We start from the raw sequence: 18543 nt of genomic DNA on the forward strand, positions 1-18543 counted from the left end.
AAAAGCGGCGTTCATAAAAGTAACTATTGTTTTGCTGAGGTCTGAGCGATAAAATATTCTGCTTCTGCCTTTCCCCAATTAGGATCCAATGCAGTTTTTGGTTTGAATGAATTGAATTTTTCTAAAGCCAATTTAAAAAGCTCCATTCCTTTGGTTTTACTTCCGCCATATTGCTCAGGTGTAAAATAGATGTCTTCGGCTTTAATTAAGATCACTCTTGGGTTGTTAGGATTTAATTCTTCAGCTTTAGTCAGCATTTCGCCGGCTTTCATTCCGTACTTCATATATCTTTCCATTGGGTTGACCATCATTTTCAGAGAGTAAACCATTTTCTGAAGTAAATAAATTTCAGAATTGTTCGCATCTACCGCCATAGCCAGATCTACAAACTTCTGTGCGTTGTCTGCGGTCTCATCAAGCTGATCAAGTTTTCCCTCTCGCATCATCACTCTTCCTTTCTGAATGTGAGATAGTGCGGTGTAGTAATTGGGAAGCCATTTATCTGTCTCTTTCACCGAAATTCTCTGAAAATCATTCGCAAGAGCGTTGAACTCTTCAGCGGTTTTGCAGGTTTCAATTTTGGTGATTTTTTCTGTCATCACTTTTTCATAAGTGGTTTGTGCAGCAACATTTAAACTTAACAGACCTAAAGCGATGCTTAAAAGTAATTTTTTCATGATATTTTTATTTAAAAGTTAAATATAATTGATTTTCTAAAGATTGTTATTGATGGCATTTTCGGATTTGTCTACCCCAAAGCTGATGAACATTCCCACGAAAACAAATGTGTTGATAGGTGGAACCACCGCTGATTTGAAATTTCCGTTGGATGAAAAATTGTATCCGTAAATATTATTTCTGCCTAAAACATTAGACAGGCTCACCACAAAAATAGTGAAAGCTTTAGCATCTTTTTTACCAATATTTGGCAGATAGTTAAAGCTTAAATTTAATGAACTAAAATCTTTCAAACTGCCTTCATTTCGAATGATATTCTCTCCGTTATTGCTTGCAATATCATAATAAGGTCGTCCTTTAGCATAATTAAATGAAAGATTGGTTCCGAATTTCAATTTAGGAAAAAACCTTTTTGCAACTACAGAAACGGTGTGCTCAGAAGCAAAACCGGGCTTTAGACTCATGGGATAATTTAAAAAATCTCGTTTTGAATCTAAATAAGAATAGCTAATCCAATAGTCGATGTTTTCAAAAGTTTTTTTATCTCTGAAAAAGAATTCAGCTCCTTTAGCAAAGCCATTTCCATTATTGTTGATTGCGGTTTGTAGAGGTTGACTTTGCCCCGGAATATTGGTGATATTCTGAACTTTTATCAAATCATCATATTTTTTGTAGAAAACTTCTAATCTCAAACTTCGTCTGTCTGTATTTCTTTGAAGCTGAAAAATATAATGTTGAGACTGCTGAAAATCTAGTTTTGAAGGCGAGTTGATGTATTTGCTTTCAGGGTTTTGATGAAATATTCCGTAAGCGAGGGAGGTAGTCCAATCTTTTGCCAAACGATATGCAATAGCAAATCTTGGTGCAAAATTACCAGCTTTTAAAAATGAAGAATACTCGGCTCTTGCGCCAACTTTAGCTGAAAATCTGTTGCTGAAACCCAAATCTGTTTCTACAAATGCAGAAGAAATTAAATCAGAGTAATTTTTGTTGATTTCTGCAACAGAAAGTTCTTCTTTTGCATAATTGAGTTCAAAACCACCACGTATAGCACTAATTCTGTTTATTTTTCTTTCTAAGACAGCTTTGAAGTTTAAGTAATTTCCGTCATTCAGTAACCGTGTTTTGCTGGATTGTAAAGAGTTGCTTTCTGTGGCAAAGTGTAAATCTGAACGGTTAAACGAATAAGATGTTCCTAAGTTTAGCATATATCTTCCGAATTTCTGACGATAAGAAAGTGTTTGAAAAGTATTTTTTCCTTTTAAATTCACCAAAGAATTTTCGTATTCTGGTTCTACACTAGGCATTTTTACGCCCATTGCATCGGTATTATACATGCCGTAGTATTTTATAAAGCCGCCAGATTTTGTTTTAATTCTAAAGTTGGCATCGCCATTAAACCCATTGGGTGGCTCGTTGAAATTGGTGTTGAAACGAAAAACATCCTGCATTGGTTTTAAATTAGAATATCCTGCACTTGCACCATAAGAATACGTTTTTTCATCATTTACCTTTTGAAAAGAAGCGTTTAAAAATAGGGGTGCAACACCAAAATCATAAGAAGACCGATCGGGAAGATCTACACTTTCCAGCATTAATGCTCCTGAAAGCGCTTGTCCGTACAACGCAGAATATCCACCACTAGAGAATATATTTCCTTTGAAAAGCGAAGTATTAAATCTATCTCTTCCAGCAATACCCGGAACAGAATTGGAAAAATAATTGTTGATTAAACTTCCATCCATAAAAATTTTAGCCTCAGAACCTGTTCCTCCACGGATGAAAAGTCCTTCTGTTTCACCTACTTTCTGTACTCCCGGTAGAAAATTTAGAGCCGATGAAACCTGGCCGTCGGCTCCGGCAGTAGTATAAATATCTAAAGGAGAAAGCAGAGCTGTCGCTCTATTTTTGTCGCTGGCTTCAATAGAACCTGCGGTAATTACCACAGCATCAATCTCACTGATTTGTTCTTTTAAATCAATTGTTAATGTAATCTCTTTATTTTCAATCTGAATATTTTTTTCGTTATCCACATATTTTTCATGAGTAAACTGTAGAATATGATTGCCTTTCTCTGTGGTTTCGAAAGAAAAATTCCCTTCGCTGTCGGAAGTTGTTCCGTCGTAAGTATCTTTTAGAGTAATATTTACCTGAGGTATACCTTTGTTTTTATAGTTTACTTTTCCTGAAATCGTTATTTGAGAGGATGCAGAAATGAATAGAAATGTAAAACTAAAAAGAAGTAATCTGAGAGAGAAGGTTTTCATTAGCTGGTAATTTTTGATGTAAAAATACACAGTTCGTGTAATGATTTCAATTAAATTACACCGAATGGTCAATTTTAGTCTCTGAACGGCATTTTTAATTTTATCTTCAATTCAATTAAGATTTTTGTAAAGAAGCTTAGGATGGTTAACTATTCACAAGTTTATTTTAATTGTTTATTTAAGATCTTGAATGATTTTGATATAAATAATAAATGCCGACATTTTCTGTCGGCATTTATTTTAGTTTTCAGTTATTAACCCCAATTCTCCAAAGTGTTTTTTAAACTTCTGAATCTTTGGTCCTACTACTGCGCTGCAATACGGCTGAGTAGGATTTACATTGTAATACCCTTGGTGGTATTGTTCTGCGGGATAAAATTTTTCGGCAGGCGAAAGTTCTGTCACATAAGTTCCGTTCCATCTTCCAGAATCTTGTGAGTGTTTAATTGCTTTTTCGGCTTTTGCTTTTTCAGCTTCATCTTTGTAATAAACTACAGATCTGTATTGCGTTCCGATGTCATTTCCTTGTCTGTTCAGTTGTGTGGGATCATGCAAAAAGAAAAACACATCCATCAACTGCTCATAAGAAATTACATGTGGGTCATAGGTAAGCTGTACTACCTCGGCATGTCCGGTTTCTCCGGTACAAACTTCTTCATAAGTTGGGTTTTCTTTATGTCCTCCAGAATATCCTGAAACAGCAGATTCTACACCTTTCAGCATATTGAAACAGCTTTCTACACACCAGAAGCATCCTCCTCCAAAAGTTATTTGTTCAAATTGATTTGTATCCATTTTTATTGAATCTTATTTAAATTTAAAAAGCTTTTAAAAGCGTATCAAAATTAGGGAAAATCTTAGCAAACGGAGCTTTTTTAAGTAGTGATTTGATAAATAACTGCGATATAAAATAAACATCAAAATAAATGATGCAAGTAAAATCTAGAATTGTGCCTACTTACTTGAAATATCTTAGTGTAATAAATTATAATCTGTGATGACGTGATTTCTAAACTCACTTCTAAGGTTAAAAATTCTGGCAAATAGACGGCAGGGTTGATGCCTAAGAACTTATTAAAGGTCATTTAAACAAATAAAGCATCCCTAGAAAGGATGCTTTACAATGTATCATTTAAATTTTTTAAAAAAACTATTTTTCCCAAACCAAGGCGCTGGCACCTAAAATGGCAGCATCAGCTTCATCCAGCTCGCTAAAAACTAATCTTACTTTGTTTCTAAAAATAGGAAGAAGGTTTCTTTCCATGTGAAGTTTTGCGGGTTTTAAGATGAAATCTCCGGCTTTTATTACTCCGCCAAATAGTAAAATAGCTTCAGGTGAAGAAAACATTACAAAATTGGCCAAAGCTTCACCCAATTTCTGACCGGTATATCTGAATACTTCTATAGCAACTGGGTCTTGTTTTAAAGCACATTCGTGCACTGTTTTAGAGTTAATGATTTCTTCGGGGTATTGATTCAGCATAGAATCCGGGAACTCTGCACGCATTTTTTTTGCAGTAATGGCAATTCCTGTGGCAGATGCGTAAGATTCTAAACTTCCTTCAGAGCCTGTGCTCCAGTGTTTTCTGCCTCCAGGTTTTACGATGGTATGACCCAATTCTCCGGCAAAACCGTCGCTACCGTAGATTAAGTGTCCACCAGAAACAATTCCACTTCCTACCCCGGTTCCTAAAGTAATCATAATGAAATCTTTCATGCCTCTTGCTGCGCCGTACATCATTTCGCCAAGAGCTGCTGCGTTGGCATCATTAGTCATTTTGCAAGGCTGACCAAATTTCGCAGTTATTAAATTTGCAAATTGAATTACGCCTTTCCAAGGAAGGTTGGGGGCAAGCTCAATAGTTCCTCTGTAATAGTTTGCATTGGGTGCTCCTACACCAATTCCTTCAATTCCGCTTTCACAATACTCTTCAATCATGGGCTGAATTTGCTCATGGAGAGCATCAACAAAAGCTTCAGGCGTGCTGTATTGGTCGGTTGGTATAGAACCTTTAGTTAAAATCTGACCTCTGTGATTCACAAGACCAAATTTAGTATTGGTTCCACCGATATCGATACCTAGTGCAACCTGTTTTGACAAATCTACTACTGACATTTTCTTATTGTATAATTTCGAGGGACTAAATTTATAAAAAAGATTGTATTAATAGTTATCAAACCTATTTTATTTATGAGGTCATATTGTTTTTTCGTTTTTTTCTTCGTCCCCACCAAATTAAAAACCCAGTAAGTGGAAGTGAAGCACAAATTAAACTTACAATAAAGGCAATTATTTTTGTTGGTAACCCTAAAATAGAACCTACGTGAATATCGTAATTGGCTGCAACTGTTTTTTCGCCAAAATTTTTGTCTTCGTGGTTGTAAGTATGCAAAAGCTCGCCCGAGTTCTCATCAAAAATCAAACTGCTGTTTTTGTGATAAGAGTAGGAGAGGTGTTTTACGAATACCGAGAAATTTGGATGTTCGTGATCATCCATGTGCGGGTGTCCCAAATCGATAGAGAAACCGTATGAGCTTGGATATTTTGTATGTACTGTTGAAATTACTCTGTCTAAAGTAGTTTCGGTTCGGGCTTCAATGGGAGCTTTGTTTTTAATATTAGAAAAATCTGGATATTCTGTTTTCCCCCCAGAGAAAATAAAGTACATCATGGTTTGAACTACAAAAAAGGCATAAAATAAGCCTGTAATTGAAAATATCAATGCAAAAATAGAGACATAGAAACCGAGGATGTTGTGAAGATCATAATTTTTTCTCTTCCAGCTTTTGATATTTTTCCATTTGAATGAAAAACGTTGTTTTGCTGCTGCTTTGTTCTTTGGCCACCAGAGAATAATTCCTGAAATAAGCATAATAACGAAGATAATAACGGGAATTCCCACTACATATTTCCCCCAATCCTGCTTGAGTAGAAAGCTCCAGTGGATGCATTTTACTATTTGAAAAAAGCCGTTTTTCTCATCAAATACTTTTAAAACCTTTCCTGTATACGGATTTACGTAGGCTGATTTGTAGATAGGAAATTCTTCAAAATAATTCCACGCATTAGTATTGTGCTCGTACCAGTAGAACTGATAAGTCATTTTTTTATCTATAGGAATGTTGACCCAATGAATTATGTATTTTTCTTTTACTTGTTCATCTACCATTTTTTCTAAAGAACGAATAGGCAACACTTGCTTTTGAGCAATATTTACTTCTTTATGATAGATTACTTCTTTTCGCGTGAAATTTTCTACTTCATCCTTAAAAACGAATAAAGTTCCGGTTATTGATACTATAAAGATTATAAGGCCAACAGACAACCCGAGCCAGAGATGTAGCTTACCTGTCCATTTTTTGAATAAGCGTGGTTTATTTTTGTTTGGATGTTTTTTCGTCATGAAGCTGTAAGTTGAAGAAAAATAATATTTTGTTTTTTTTTAGATAAAATACAATTAGCAAATAGTTTTCTCTAAAGTAAATCTGCCAAGCTACATGCGCAGTTTGGCAGATATTATTCTTGAATGTTTTATTAAAATTTATAATTCAAACTTATAGATAGTGTTCTTAATCTCTGAGGTGTTATAGTAGACCATCCTGAGAAATATTTTTTATTAGCAATATTGTCTAATTTTAAAATGATACTGTATCTGTCTTCTGTATAAGAAAGTGAAGAATTCATAATGATATAGCTTGGAAGTGGAAATGCACCAATTTCTCCTCTGTTTAGTGTATAAAAACGGCTTGCTGAATTGCCTCCGAATCCAAGACCAAAGTTTTTGAGTGAACCTTTTTGAATTTTGTAAGTTCCCCAAAAGTTGACAAGGTTTTTTGGGCCAGAATCTTCTGTTCTATGGCCAGGATATCCTTCGTCTCCTTTCACAACATTACTGTCGTTGTAGCTGTAGCCAGCAATGATATTCATTCCCGGAATTGGGCTTCCTAAGATACTGACTTCAAAACCTTTGCTATCTACCTCACCTCCTTGGTTTATATTGACACCGTTACCCATTACTTTATTTTTCACATTGATGTTGTAATAGCTTGCTGTAATAGAAAATTTGTCCCCAGCTAGGTTAGCTTTTGTCCCTATTTCCCATTGGTTGGCATGTTCAGGGTCAAAATAACGCAGTTCGCTGCTCAAAACATTTCCAAGATTGTCACTTATTTGTACTGTGGAAGGATCTACATTTCGGAAACCGTTCATGTAATTTCCAAAAACAGAAACTTTATCCGGGATAGGTTGATACACTAAGCCCAATTTTGGAGAAAAAGTAGTCTGCTCTTTGGCATCATCTGTAGCGTAAGCACTTGCTCTACCTGTAAAATGATCCATCCTTAAACTTAGCATAGCTGATAAATTGGGTAAGATATTTACAACATCAGAAATATAGGCACTGTATATTTTTGCTTCTGCATGGCCAATCGCTTGTCCTGCATTTCTTAATTCATAGTCTACAGCTTGTTTTGTTAATAAATTAGACTTTGTATCTGTTTGGTTTTTAATGTCTACAATTCCGTAGCCAATCCAGCCAGTTCCTCCTTGGATAAAATCTCTTTGGAAATAATCTAAACCTACGAGTAATTTGTTTTTTACATTTCCAAAGCTGAAAGAGCCAACAAAATTTTGCTGAATACCCGTAGTGTTTGTTTCACCGCCTACATCTGCAATAAATCTTGTGAAATCTTTTCCGTTCGATTGATCATACAAATACTGATAATAGCCGTCAGTTTTAGAGTTGCTTCTTGAGAAAATTGTTTTTGAAGTCCAATTTTCAGAAATTTTATAATTAGCAGATGCTTGAATGTTGAATGTTTGATTTAGAATTGTTAAATCATCACTAGTATATGATTTTTTGTAATTTTCTTTGAAAAGATCTATGGATTGGTAGGACAAGGGAAGATTTCTATTTAAAAAAATCATTGGTGCATTAGCAGATTCACTAGATTTTATTTCTGTATTCACAAAGAAAGTAAGCCTATCATTTACAAAAAATTTAATTGAAGGTGCTACGTAAAAAGATTCGCTAAATCCGGCATCCTGGAAGGTGTTTTGTTTTAGATAAGCAGTATTTACTCTCGCAAACAAATTTTTGCTAAGTGGTGTGCTTACATCTGCCGTCACTCTATTTAGACCGTAGCTTCCGTTGATGTAGTTTATTTCTCCACCGAAACTCTGTTGCGGTTTTTTGGTAATTACGTTAATGAGTCCACCGTAAGAGATTACGCTTCCACCGTAAAGTGTTCCGGCGGGTCCTTTGATGGCTTCAATAGTTTCTATTCCTGCAGGGTCTAATGTTCCGTTTGTAAGGGCCGGCATTCCGTTGATTAAACTTGGCTGTAATGAAAAACCTCTCATGGTATAATATTCACCGCCGTCATTTCCTCTACCTGTGGATTCCCATAGTCTAGCAATACCTGTTACGTTTTTTAAAGCATCGTTGAAATTGGTGACAACTTGCTCTTTGATAACGTTTTTGTTGACTATATTATAAACTTGTGGGTTTTCAATTTCTTTTAAAGGCATTTTGTTAACAGACTCTCTATCTCTAGTAATGTAGCCTTGCACAACGACTTCATTTATTTCTTTAGATTTAATTGAGTCTTGTTCTTGTGCAAAAGCGAAAACTGTTGTTAATAACGAAGCAGATATCGATAGTTTATTCATGAATACTTGATTTCTTGCAAAGTTATTGTTTTTATTTATTCTAAATAAGATTTAATATTGATTTTCGTCATATTTCTTTTTAAAATCAGCAAATAAAAAAACCGTTTCTATTGAAACGGTTTTTATAATCAGTATTACATCTACTATGCGGGGATTTCACCTTTATATAAGAATGAAATAATTTCTCTGTTTAATTTATCAATCATTTCTGTAAATAAATGAAAAGATTCTTGTTTATAGATAACCAAAGGGTCTTTTTGTTCGTAAACGGCTCCTTGAGAAGATTTCCTTAAATCATCCATTTCACGAAGGTGTAGTTTCCAGTTTTCATCAATAATAGAAAGAGTAATGTTTTTCTCAAAATCATTGATCATCGTTTCACATTTCGTATCAAAAGCTTCTTTTAGATCGGTTACAATCGTCATAGTTTTGATTCCGTCAGTAAAAGGAACCTGAATCATTTTAAATAGAGAACCTTGACTTTGGTATACGTTTTCAATTATCGGGAACGATTTTTCTTTCAAAAGATTGAGCTTCATGTTGTAATCTTCCTGAGCTGCTTTGAATAAAACGGTAGTAAGATCTGCAATAGTTTTCGATTTGAAATCTTCCTCAGAAACTGGAGATTCCATTGTGAAAGTCTTGATGATTTCGTACTCAAATTCTTTATAATTTCCGGTAGCTTTTCCTTTCGCAACGATAGAATTGGCAACATCAAAAATCATGTTGGTGATATCATATTTCAAATGATCTCCGAATAATGCGTTCTTTCTTCTTTTGTAGATTACGTCACGCTGCTTATTCATTACATCGTCGTATTCAAGAAGTTTCTTTCTTGTTCCGAAGTTGTTTTCTTCTACTTTTTTCTGGGCTCTCTCGATAGATTTAGAAATCATAGAATGCTGAATTACTTCACCGTCTTTATGACCCATTCTGTCCATCATTTTTGCAATTCTCTCAGAACCGAATAAACGCATCAAGTTGTCTTCTAAAGAAACATAGAATTGTGAGCTTCCAGGATCTCCCTGACGCCCGGCTCTACCTCTCAACTGTCTGTCAACACGTCTAGAATCATGCCTCTCTGTTCCGATGATTGCTAAACCACCAGATTCTTTCACCTCTTTGGTCAATTTAATATCGGTACCACGACCTGCCATGTTGGTTGCAATAGTTACAACCCCTGGTTGACCTGCTCCCGCTACAATTTCTGCTTCTTTTTTGTGAAGTTTTGCATTAAGTACCTGGTGTGGAATTTTTCTTAGTTGAAGTGCTTTAGATAGCAATTGAGAAATTTCTACAGATGTGGTACCCACCAAGACAGGTCTTCCAGCAGCAGTTAATTGCTCAACTTCCTCAATTACGGCATTGTATTTTTCTCTATTGGTCTTGAAAACCAAATCCTGTTTGTCGTTTCTAAGAATTTGGCGGTTGGTAGGAATTACCACAACATCTAATTTGTAGATTTCCCAAAGCTCGCCTGCTTCAGTTTCTGCTGTACCCGTCATTCCCGCAAGTTTGTTGTACATTCGGAAATAGTTCTGAAGTGTAACGGTTGCAAAAGTTTGCGTTGCCGCTTCTATTTTCACATTCTCTTTAGCTTCAATAGCCTGATGAAGTCCGTCAGAATAACGTCTTCCTTCCATGATACGACCAGTTTGCTCATCCACAATTTTCACCTCGCCATCAATTACAACATATTCATCATCTTTTTCAAATAAGGTGTAAGCTTTCAGCAATTGACTCATGGTGTGAACTCTTTCAGATTTTTCTGCAAATTCTGAGAAAAGTTTTTCTTTAGCTTCAAATTCTTCTTCTTTAGATAAATTTTTGGCCTCAACTTCAGCAATTTCAGTCCCAATGTCCGGAAGAACGAAGAAGTTATTATCTTCATTTCCCTGAGACATGTATTCCACTCCTTTATCTGTAAGGTCTACCTGATTGTTTTTCTCCTCAATTACGAAGTAGAGGTCTTTATCTACAATAGGCATATCGCGGTTGTTGTCTTGCATATATTGCGCTTCAACTTTCTGAAGCAATGCGCGATTTCCGCTTTCTGATAAGAACTTAATTAACTGTCTGTTTTTTGGAAGACCTCTGTAAGCTTGAAGTAATTTAAAGCCTCCTTCTTTCGTGTTTCCTGCTGCGATTAATTTTTTAGCTTCATTAAATATTACAGAAACTGTTTTTTTCTGAACTTCAACAATTCTGTCGATGGAAGGTTTTAAAACATCAAACTCTTGTCTGTCGCCTTGAGGAACCGGTCCTGAAATAATCAATGGTGTTCTTGCATCATCTACTAAAACAGAATCTACCTCATCAACGATAGCAAAATTCAATTCTCTCTGAACCAGCTCTGAAGGAGTATTTACCATGTTGTCTCTCAAATAATCGAAACCAAATTCGTTATTCGTTCCGTAGGTAATATCTGAGTTGTATGCTTTTCTTCTCCCGTCTGAGTTGGGCTGGTGGTTATCTATACAGTCGATAGACATCCCGTGGAATTGGTACAAAGGTCCCATCCAAGCGGAGTCTCTTTTCGCAAGATAATCATTTACTGTTACTACGTGTACTCCTCTTTCTGGAAGCGCATTTAAAAAGATTGGCAGCGTACCTACTAAAGTTTTACCTTCACCTGTTGCCATTTCTGCAATTTTACCACTATGAAGAATTACCCCACCAATAAACTGCACATCGTAATGTACCATGTCCCAATTTACAGGTGTTCCTGCAGCATCCCAATGGTTTTTCCAAACCGCTTGATCGCCTTGTATTTCTACGAAGTCTTTTCCTGCAGCAGCCAGTTGTTTGTCCCACTCTTTAGCTGTTACACGAATTTCTCCGTTTTGAGCCCATCTTCTAGCAGTTTCTTTTACCAAAGCAAAAACCTCGGGAAGAATTTGAAGAAGTACTTTTTCTTCTATCTCGTAAGATTCTTTCTTCAGAGTATCGATTTTCGAGAATAAAGCTTCCTTTTCATCAACATTTGTTGAGTTTTTTATTAATTCTCTTGTTTCTTCTACCTGAGCAGTAATTTTGCTGGTTGCAGATTTGATATTTTCTTTAAACTCGGCCGTTTTTTCTCTTAAACCATCATCAGACAATTGCTGAATAGAGGGTTCAACAGCTTTGATTTTTGTTACAACTTTTTTTACTTCCTTTAGGTCCTGCGCTTTCTTGTCTCCCAAAAACCCTTTTAGAACTTTGTTTAAAAAACTCATAGTTTGCTATTTGCGATTGGCAATCTGCTATCAGCCGACTGCATTATCTATTTAAAAAAAATTGGCAAAAGGCAATATGCCAGAAGCCAAATGGTAATTAATATTCGTCTTCGTTCCAAAGATAATCTTCGTCCGTAGGATAGTCACTCCAGATTTCATCGATAGCATCGTAAACTTCACCTTCATCTTCTATAGCTTGAAGGTTTTCTACTACTTCCATAGGTGCACCAGTTCTGATTGCGTAGTCGATAAGTTCTGCCTTTGTCATCGGCCAAGGTGCGTCACTAAGATATGAGGCTAATTCTAATGTCCAGTACATAAATTTTAATTTTTGCAAAAGTATAAAATTAGGTTATATTAAAGCCTTTTTTATACTTGATTTTCAATTCTTTTTGTTAAATATTTGTAAACTGCGCATGATTGTGGTAAAACAACGTCTGTCAGCAATTATGCTCACGATTTCTCAAAAACCATTCCACAAATATTTTTATGCCATTTTGGAAGTTTACAGAAGGTTGGTAATACAATAATGTGGTTGCTTTGGCAATATCGGCATTGGTTTTTGTGACATCTCCTGGTTGCATTGGCAGATTTTTTCTGTTCGCAATTTTTTCTAATATTTTTTCTAATGTAGAGACCATTTCATTAAGAGTAATCACTTCATTTTCTCCTAAATTAATGATTTCATAAATTTTGTTGTTGTTTTCTAAATAATTTGTAGAGGCTATAATTCCGGTGATAATATCATCAATAAAGGTATAGTCTCTGGCTGTAGTTCCATCGCCGTAGAAAGGGATTTCTTTATTTTCGTAAATGAGATTTGTGAATTTATGAATGGCAAGATCCGGACGTTGTCTTGGCCCATAAACTGTAAAAAATCTCAAATGAATCATGTCGATGTCGTATAAACCGTGATAAACATTTCCTAGTATTTCCACAGCTCTTTTTGTTGCTGCATAAGGAGAAATTGGTTGGTCTACATTGTCTGTTTCGGAAAAAGGAGTTTTCTCATTGTTTCCGTAAACGCTGGAAGAGGAGGCGCAGACCATTTTTTTTATTTTAAAATCTTTTGCCAGCTCCCAAAGATTCATGGTTCCTCTGATATTTACTTCTTCGTAATCTAAAGGTCTTTCTATTGAAGGTCTCACTCCGGCAAGAGCAGCGAGATGAATAATCATATCAATCTGATGGCTTTTGAAAATGTTTTCTAGACCTTCCATATCCCGAATATCTTGATAATATAATGTGTAACGCTCTGATTTGGATATAGAAACTAAACTTGGGATATCGCTTACTTTATCAGAAAATTGGAAATTGATATTTTTTCCGATAGAATCTAAAGTATTTTTAATTTTTATCTGATAATCATAAAAATCATCAAAATTGTCAATATTAATGACAGAATGTCCGTGTTTCAATAATTCTTCTACCAAGTGAGAACCAATAAATCCGCTTCCTCCCGTAACGAGATACGTCATGTGTATTTTTTTTTAGATGACAAATTTATTAATAATAGTTGAAAGGTGTTTTCTTACTTTTGCTTTTTAAATTAAATTAATGATTAATTTTCAGAAACTTTTTGCTTTACCAAAAGAAGAAGAAGAGGATTTTACTTTTAACGAAATTGAGGAAGGAATTTACTTTCGGGGTCACAATCTTTGGCTTTTGGTTATTTCGATGGGTATTGCATGTATTGGATTGAATGTCAATAGTCCGGCAGCTGTTATTGGAGCCATGCTTATATCGCCATTAATGGGGCCTATTGTGGGTGTTGCTTTTGGCTTTTCTATTGGTAACAGACAACTTATAAAGTTAGGCGTTGTTAATTGGGCACTCATGATTTTGGTGGCTCTTTGCTCATCTACACTTTATTTTTTTATTACCCCTTTTCATTCTGAAACTGCGCAGCTCGAAAGTTTTAAAACAGCTACTATTTTTGATTGTTTTTTAGCTCTATTGGGCGGTTTTGCATGGTTTTTAGGAATTGTGAGAAAAGAAGCCATTAAGGTAATAGCAGGAGTTGCTGTTTCTACTGCATGTATTCCGCCTCTTTGCACCGCGGGATTTGGGATAGCAAATGGGAATTGGGAATATTTTTGGGGTGGATTTTATTTTTATCTCATCAATTGCTTTTTTATAGGAGTAGGAACATGGATTTTGAGCATCATACTTGGTTATCAAAAATATTATCTCAAAAAAAATAAAACCAGAAATCACAAAATGTCACTATTTATAAGCTTAATCTCTGCTATAATCCTTATACCGAGTATCTGGCTTACCAAAAAGAAATGGGATAAAGAAAAACTCAAAGAGAGATCTGAGAGTTATATTAAAACAATAAAAGATAATCACCCAGAACTGGCAATTATTAACCACGAAATTTATGAAGAAAAAGGAGAAAAGTTTTTAAAAATAACATTGTTGAATGATAGCGCAGCCATTAGCAAAGGTAGATTAGACGAACACAATAATCTTGTAAAAGACATTCATTTGATCTGGCAATATTCACCAAGACAAAAGACAACAGAATTTTTGGAAATTGAAAACATGCAGTCTCAAATTTCTGAATTAAAACGGGAAATAGAACGATTAAAAGTGAAAAAGAATAATAACTGATTCTAAAATTTTATATTTACTAAAAAGTTACCAAAACATGCAGTTTCAAGGACAAATTTTAAAAATGACAAGTGTCAACAATCAACCGATTCAATATTATTTAAATCTTTCAGGGGATTTAATCCACATGAACGAATTGTTGGGCAAAGAAATAAGCATAAAGCATACAGGTTTTCAATGTGTAAATTGTGGTTTAGATAAGACCATTTACAGGATGGGTTTCTGTAAGAGCTGCTTTTTTGAAAGTCCTTATGCAAGTGATACGATTATCCGCCCCGAACTCTCTACTGCTCATTTGGGAATTGCCGAGCGTGACCTTGATGTAGAGAAACAAATCCAATTACAGCCCCATACCGTATATTTAGCATATACTGGAGATGTAAAAGTGGGTGTAACAAGGAATTCGCAAATTCCTACCCGATGGATTGATCAGGGGGCTACATTTGCCCTTCCGATTGCCAGAACAGAAAACCGTTACGAAGCCGGAATGATAGAAGTTGCCTTAAAAGAACATCTTGCCGACAAAACCAATTGGCGAAAAATGCTGCAGGATGATTTTGAAGATGAGATTGACTTGGCAGATTTCCAGAAAAAAATAAAAGAATATTTTCCCGAAGATTTCCAAAAGTTTTATTCTGAAGGTGAAGATATGTGGAAATTTGATTACCCATTCGAAAAGCCCGAAAAAGTAAGTTCTTTTACCCTAGACAAAAAACCTGAGTTTACGGGAAAACTTATGGGAATTAAAGGACAATATTTAGCTTTTGAAGGAGGAAATTTTATGAATGTGAGAGGGCATGAAGGATATGTGATTGACCTAAAGATAAGCTAAATTCTAATGACTGTGGTCTGATTTTAGCAACGCCTTTTACAATTTTATAATAATTTTCTAAAATAAACCACACACCATGAAAAAACCTTGGGTTAAAAAGCTTTTCCTTGTATTTGGAATTTTCTTCGGACTGATTTTGATTGCTAATTTTGCACTCAATATCTGGCTTAAAACCCAGCTTCCTGATTATATAAAGAAGAACACCGCCTACAAGGTTTCCTACAAAAAACTCGAAGTAGATTTAGCAACGGGCAATATTTTTGCCACAGCAATTAAGGTGGAATCAAAAACCACAAAAAACACTCAGGTTTTAGGATTGCAAGGAACTGTTGATACCTTGGAAATTAGTCGTTTCGGAATTTTTGATGCCGTTTTTAATGAGAAAATCAGTACTACAGATTTATTTTTGGCAAGCCCCAATTTAAATATTACTCTGGCTGATGCAAAGGATAAAAAAACAGGAAAGAAAAAAAATCCGGTTTCTTTTGAAAATATTAGAATTTCAAATGGTAAAATCACTGTTTTTAAACCTACGAAAGAAAAGTTTATAAGTGTTCAAAATCTTAATCTGATTGTAGAAAACCTACATACAACCGATGAAATTGTAGACAACCAATTGCCCGTAGTTTTTGATAGTTACAACCTTCGTGGGGAGAATTTCTTTTTTCAGCCCAATAAATTATATCAGCTTACCATAGCAAAAGTTACAACGAAAGATGGGCAAATGTCTGTCAATAATTTTATTTTGAAACCTTTGCTCAGTTTTGATGATTTTAAAAAGAATTTTCCTGAAGAGAAGCAGCTTTTTCAGTTCATCATTCCGCAAATGAGTTTTTCGGATATCGTTTTAAAGAAAAACAAAGTTTCGCTCAGCAAAGCAGTTTTTATAGATCCTCAGTTTTTGGTTTATACCAACAAAGTTGCTGCTCAGAAGAAAGAAAAAAAGCCTTTTAATTTTGAATTAGATGTTAAAATCATCAATTTCGTAAATGCTTCTGCACAAATATTAAAACCAGATAGAAGCCATCTTTTACAGGCAAAAAAAATTAATTTCAATGTAGATAATTTTGTTTTTAATAAGGAAACCTCGCAAGAGACAATTCCTGTGCATTACAAAGACTTCAAGTTTTCTGGAGAAGACATTCTTTTGGCTGCAAACGATTATATTCACGTTAAAAATATTTTTATCAACCCCAAAAAAGGTGTTTTTAATAACATTTCGCTTTCAAATGTACAAACTCAATCAGATGTAAAGGTTAATCAAATTGAATTCAATATTAATGAGTGGAAAATACAAGGCAAAAAGTTGAATTTTGATGTGAAAGATATTTTAATAAACAAAATTTCAGGTGTTTATAAGCTTTCAGGCGTTGGGGGAGTGAAGAAGAAAACGACTTATTCAGGAATTCATTTTCCAATAATTATCAGAAATATTAATGTCAAAAATTCAGATTTTACTTTAGACAAAGGCAATCAACCAATAGCGTTTAAGCAACTAAATGCTCAGGTTAATAATGTTGAAGTTTCTCCTAAAAAAAACAACTCAGGATTAGCTGTTAAGATAAATGATTACCATCTTTCAGCCACAGATTTTTCTTATAAAACTAAATTTTATCTGATGACTGCAGGAGATTTAAATTTATCTAAAAATAAAGCCTTGATTACTAATTTTGCAATGAAGCCCCTGGTTTCTAGGGCTCAATTTATCAAAATGATTCCCGTAGAAAATGATTTGTATGATTTGAAATTTGCACAGATTGCAGCCACAGGAAATTGGGATTTCTTTTCAGAAAATAAATCGATTGTTGCTAATTCTGTAATCATTTCAAATGCCAATGCCAATATTTTCCGGAGTAAAATTCCGGCAGATGATCCGAAAATAAAACCATTGTATTCTAAAATGTTGAGATCAATAGATATCCCCATGTTTATTGATGATTTTTATCTTAAAAATTCTTATTTGGAATACGAAGAAGACACCCAAAAAAGTGATGGACCAGGAAAACTTACCTTTAGCAATTTTAATATGCACGTTCATAATCTGAACTCTGGTAAAATAAAAGGGAAGCCAACCGAAGTGAAAATAAAAATCGACTGTTCGTTTCTCAACGCATCGCCACTTTCTGTCAACTGGAATTTTAATACTGCAGATCAAAGTGATCGCTTTAGAATTGCAGGTCGTTCAACGGGAATTCCTGCAAGATCTGTAAATGCATTTATTGTTCCTTACATGAATGTTTCCGCAACAGGTACGATTCAAGAGATGCTTTTTGATTTTACTGGAAATCCTAAAGGCTTAGGAGGTACTTTTAAATTAAAACATAAGGATTTGAAAATTGCGGTCTTAGATAAACAAACGAAGGAAAAGAAAAATCTTTTAAGTGCCGTTGCCAATGTTTTTATTAAAAGCACATCAGATAAATTCCCAGAATCTGTAGTGGTAGAAGGGGTGGAGCGAGATCCTACAAAATCATTCTTTAATATGTTTTGGAAAGGTGTGGAAGATGGCTTGAAGAAAACATTAATTGGAGCCAATATTGCCAAAACCGAGAAAACGGTTAAAAATACTATTCAAACAGTAAAAGAGGTGAAAAAATCTGTAAAAGATGTAAAACAAGAATTAAAGCCAAGTACAAAATCTGATTCAAAATCCGAAAATCAGCAAAAGGAAAAAGGTTTCATGAAAGGTGTTTTCAAGAAAAAAGAAAAATCCGATAACCCATAAAGTTTCCGGATTTGTCGTCTGTTGTTTTATGAATAGGAGTTACATTACTCAATATTGTATTCATCACTTTCTTCTACGGGGATGTCTCTCAAGAATTGATCAAATTGGTCGCCGGAATAATTGCTTTCGGCTCCGTAAGAATCCAAGATAAAGCCAATGTTGGCGTGATGATCTTTTACAACATACAAAACTGCATTGTCTGCAGGGTTGCTGTCTCCTTCAAATCTGTACGTACGTAATATTGTTAAGTCTTCTGGTTGGTAAATGGTTTGGTCATTGTCTAGTCTCATATTTCCCTCATCACTCATTCGGTATTCTCTGTGAATTCCTCTTTGGGAGAGCGTTGTCATTACTTGGCTAAGCGTTGTCATTTTGTCTTCTCTGTCTTGATTTTCCATAATACTATTTTTAAGCTTTAAAATACAATTATCAAACCACAAAGCAGTAGCGGTAGAATCATCAGTTTAACAAAAAATTAATACTGATTAAATTCCAAAAGGTATATTATTTGCTTTTGTCTAAAACAAAAGTTTCAT

General features: G+C 34.7%; 13 protein-coding genes. 3 read left to right on the top strand and 10 right to left on the bottom strand.

What is annotated here, in order from left to right:
• Positions 1–23: 23 nt before the first annotated feature.
• The 9 genes from BW939_RS01130 to BW939_RS01170 form a co-directional block, all read right to left on the bottom strand.
• Positions 24–677 carry a hypothetical protein gene (locus BW939_RS01130; RefSeq protein WP_076448993.1) on the bottom strand — a complete coding sequence of 218 codons (654 nt, stop codon included), beginning with the start codon at positions 675–677 and terminating at the stop codon, positions 24–26.
• 36 nt (positions 678–713) lie between these two features.
• A complete protein-coding gene (locus BW939_RS01135; protein ID WP_076448995.1) occupies positions 714–2945 on the bottom strand; it encodes a TonB-dependent receptor in 2232 nt (743 codons plus the stop codon).
• Between the two features lie 240 nt (positions 2946–3185).
• Entirely contained in the window at positions 3186–3740 is a 555-nt protein-coding gene (gene msrA, locus BW939_RS01140; RefSeq protein WP_076448997.1) for a peptide-methionine (S)-S-oxide reductase MsrA, read from the bottom strand.
• A 355-nt stretch (positions 3741–4095) separates the two neighbouring features.
• Positions 4096–5061, bottom strand: coding sequence for an ROK family protein (locus tag BW939_RS01145; protein WP_076448999.1), 966 nt, complete (start codon positions 5059–5061; stop codon positions 4096–4098).
• A 73-nt stretch (positions 5062–5134) separates the two neighbouring features.
• The gene (locus tag BW939_RS01150) at positions 5135–6349 is read right to left on the bottom strand and encodes a PepSY-associated TM helix domain-containing protein (RefSeq protein ID WP_076449001.1); all 1215 of its coding nucleotides are present in this window, start codon (positions 6347–6349) and stop codon (positions 5135–5137) included.
• Positions 6350–6480: 131 nt separating this feature from the next.
• Positions 6481–8616 carry a TonB-dependent siderophore receptor gene (locus BW939_RS01155; RefSeq protein WP_076449003.1) on the bottom strand — a complete coding sequence of 712 codons (2136 nt, stop codon included), beginning with the start codon at positions 8614–8616 and terminating at the stop codon, positions 6481–6483.
• Between the two features lie 143 nt (positions 8617–8759).
• Entirely contained in the window at positions 8760–11834 is a 3075-nt protein-coding gene (gene secA / locus BW939_RS01160; protein ID WP_076449006.1) for a preprotein translocase subunit SecA, read from the bottom strand.
• Between the two features lie 97 nt (positions 11835–11931).
• On the bottom strand, positions 11932–12153 hold the full coding sequence (locus tag BW939_RS01165; protein WP_034709134.1) for a DUF2795 domain-containing protein: 222 nt from the start codon (positions 12151–12153) through the stop codon (positions 11932–11934).
• A gap of 121 nt (positions 12154–12274) precedes the next feature.
• Positions 12275–13312 (bottom strand): GDP-mannose 4,6-dehydratase, encoded by a 1038-nt coding sequence (locus BW939_RS01170; RefSeq protein ID WP_076449007.1) that lies wholly within the window; start codon positions 13310–13312, stop codon positions 12275–12277.
• A 79-nt stretch (positions 13313–13391) separates the two neighbouring features.
• Here BW939_RS01170 and BW939_RS01175 point away from each other — a divergent pair, with 79 nt between their 5' ends.
• The 3 genes from BW939_RS01175 to BW939_RS01185 all read left to right on the top strand — a co-directional run bounded on the left by BW939_RS01175 (position 13392) and on the right by BW939_RS01185 (position 18007).
• Entirely contained in the window at positions 13392–14450 is a 1059-nt protein-coding gene (locus BW939_RS01175) for a DUF389 domain-containing protein (protein WP_076449009.1), read from the top strand.
• Between the two features lie 37 nt (positions 14451–14487).
• A complete protein-coding gene (locus BW939_RS01180) occupies positions 14488–15282 on the top strand; it encodes a DUF2797 domain-containing protein (RefSeq protein ID WP_076449011.1) in 795 nt (264 codons plus the stop codon).
• Positions 15283–15358: 76 nt separating this feature from the next.
• On the top strand, positions 15359–18007 hold the full coding sequence (locus tag BW939_RS01185) for a hypothetical protein (protein ID WP_076449013.1): 2649 nt from the start codon (positions 15359–15361) through the stop codon (positions 18005–18007).
• A gap of 44 nt (positions 18008–18051) precedes the next feature.
• On the opposite strand, the gene BW939_RS01190 is transcribed toward BW939_RS01185, so the two are convergent.
• Complete coding sequence (locus BW939_RS01190) at positions 18052–18405, bottom strand: hypothetical protein (protein ID WP_076449016.1); 354 nt, start codon at positions 18403–18405, stop codon at positions 18052–18054.
• Between the last annotated feature and the right edge of the window lie 138 nt (positions 18406–18543).

Source organism: Chryseobacterium piscicola, assembly GCF_900156685.1.
Classification (GTDB): Bacteria; Bacteroidota; Bacteroidia; order Flavobacteriales; family Weeksellaceae; genus Chryseobacterium; species Chryseobacterium piscicola.

Coding starts and splice junctions, on each gene's coding strand:
- BW939_RS01180 (WP_076449011.1), top strand. CDS start 14,488: ATGCAGTTTCAAGGACAAATTTTAAAAATGACAAGTGTCAACAATCAA.
- secA (WP_076449006.1), bottom strand. CDS start 11,834: ATGAGTTTTTTAAACAAAGTTCTAAAAGGGTTTTTGGGAGACAAGAAA.
- BW939_RS01170 (WP_076449007.1), bottom strand. CDS start 13,312: ATGACGTATCTCGTTACGGGAGGAAGCGGATTTATTGGTTCTCACTTG.
- BW939_RS01165 (WP_034709134.1), bottom strand. CDS start 12,153: ATGTACTGGACATTAGAATTAGCCTCATATCTTAGTGACGCACCTTGG.
- BW939_RS01185 (WP_076449013.1), top strand. CDS start 15,359: ATGAAAAAACCTTGGGTTAAAAAGCTTTTCCTTGTATTTGGAATTTTC.
- BW939_RS01155 (WP_076449003.1), bottom strand. CDS start 8,616: ATGAATAAACTATCGATATCTGCTTCGTTATTAACAACAGTTTTCGCT.
- BW939_RS01175 (WP_076449009.1), top strand. CDS start 13,392: ATGATTAATTTTCAGAAACTTTTTGCTTTACCAAAAGAAGAAGAAGAG.
- BW939_RS01150 (WP_076449001.1), bottom strand. CDS start 6,349: ATGACGAAAAAACATCCAAACAAAAATAAACCACGCTTATTCAAAAAA.
- BW939_RS01130 (WP_076448993.1), bottom strand. CDS start 677: ATGAAAAAATTACTTTTAAGCATCGCTTTAGGTCTGTTAAGTTTAAAT.
- BW939_RS01135 (WP_076448995.1), bottom strand. CDS start 2,945: ATGAAAACCTTCTCTCTCAGATTACTTCTTTTTAGTTTTACATTTCTA.
- BW939_RS01145 (WP_076448999.1), bottom strand. CDS start 5,061: ATGTCAGTAGTAGATTTGTCAAAACAGGTTGCACTAGGTATCGATATC.
- msrA (WP_076448997.1), bottom strand. CDS start 3,740: ATGGATACAAATCAATTTGAACAAATAACTTTTGGAGGAGGATGCTTC.
- BW939_RS01190 (WP_076449016.1), bottom strand. CDS start 18,405: ATGGAAAATCAAGACAGAGAAGACAAAATGACAACGCTTAGCCAAGTA.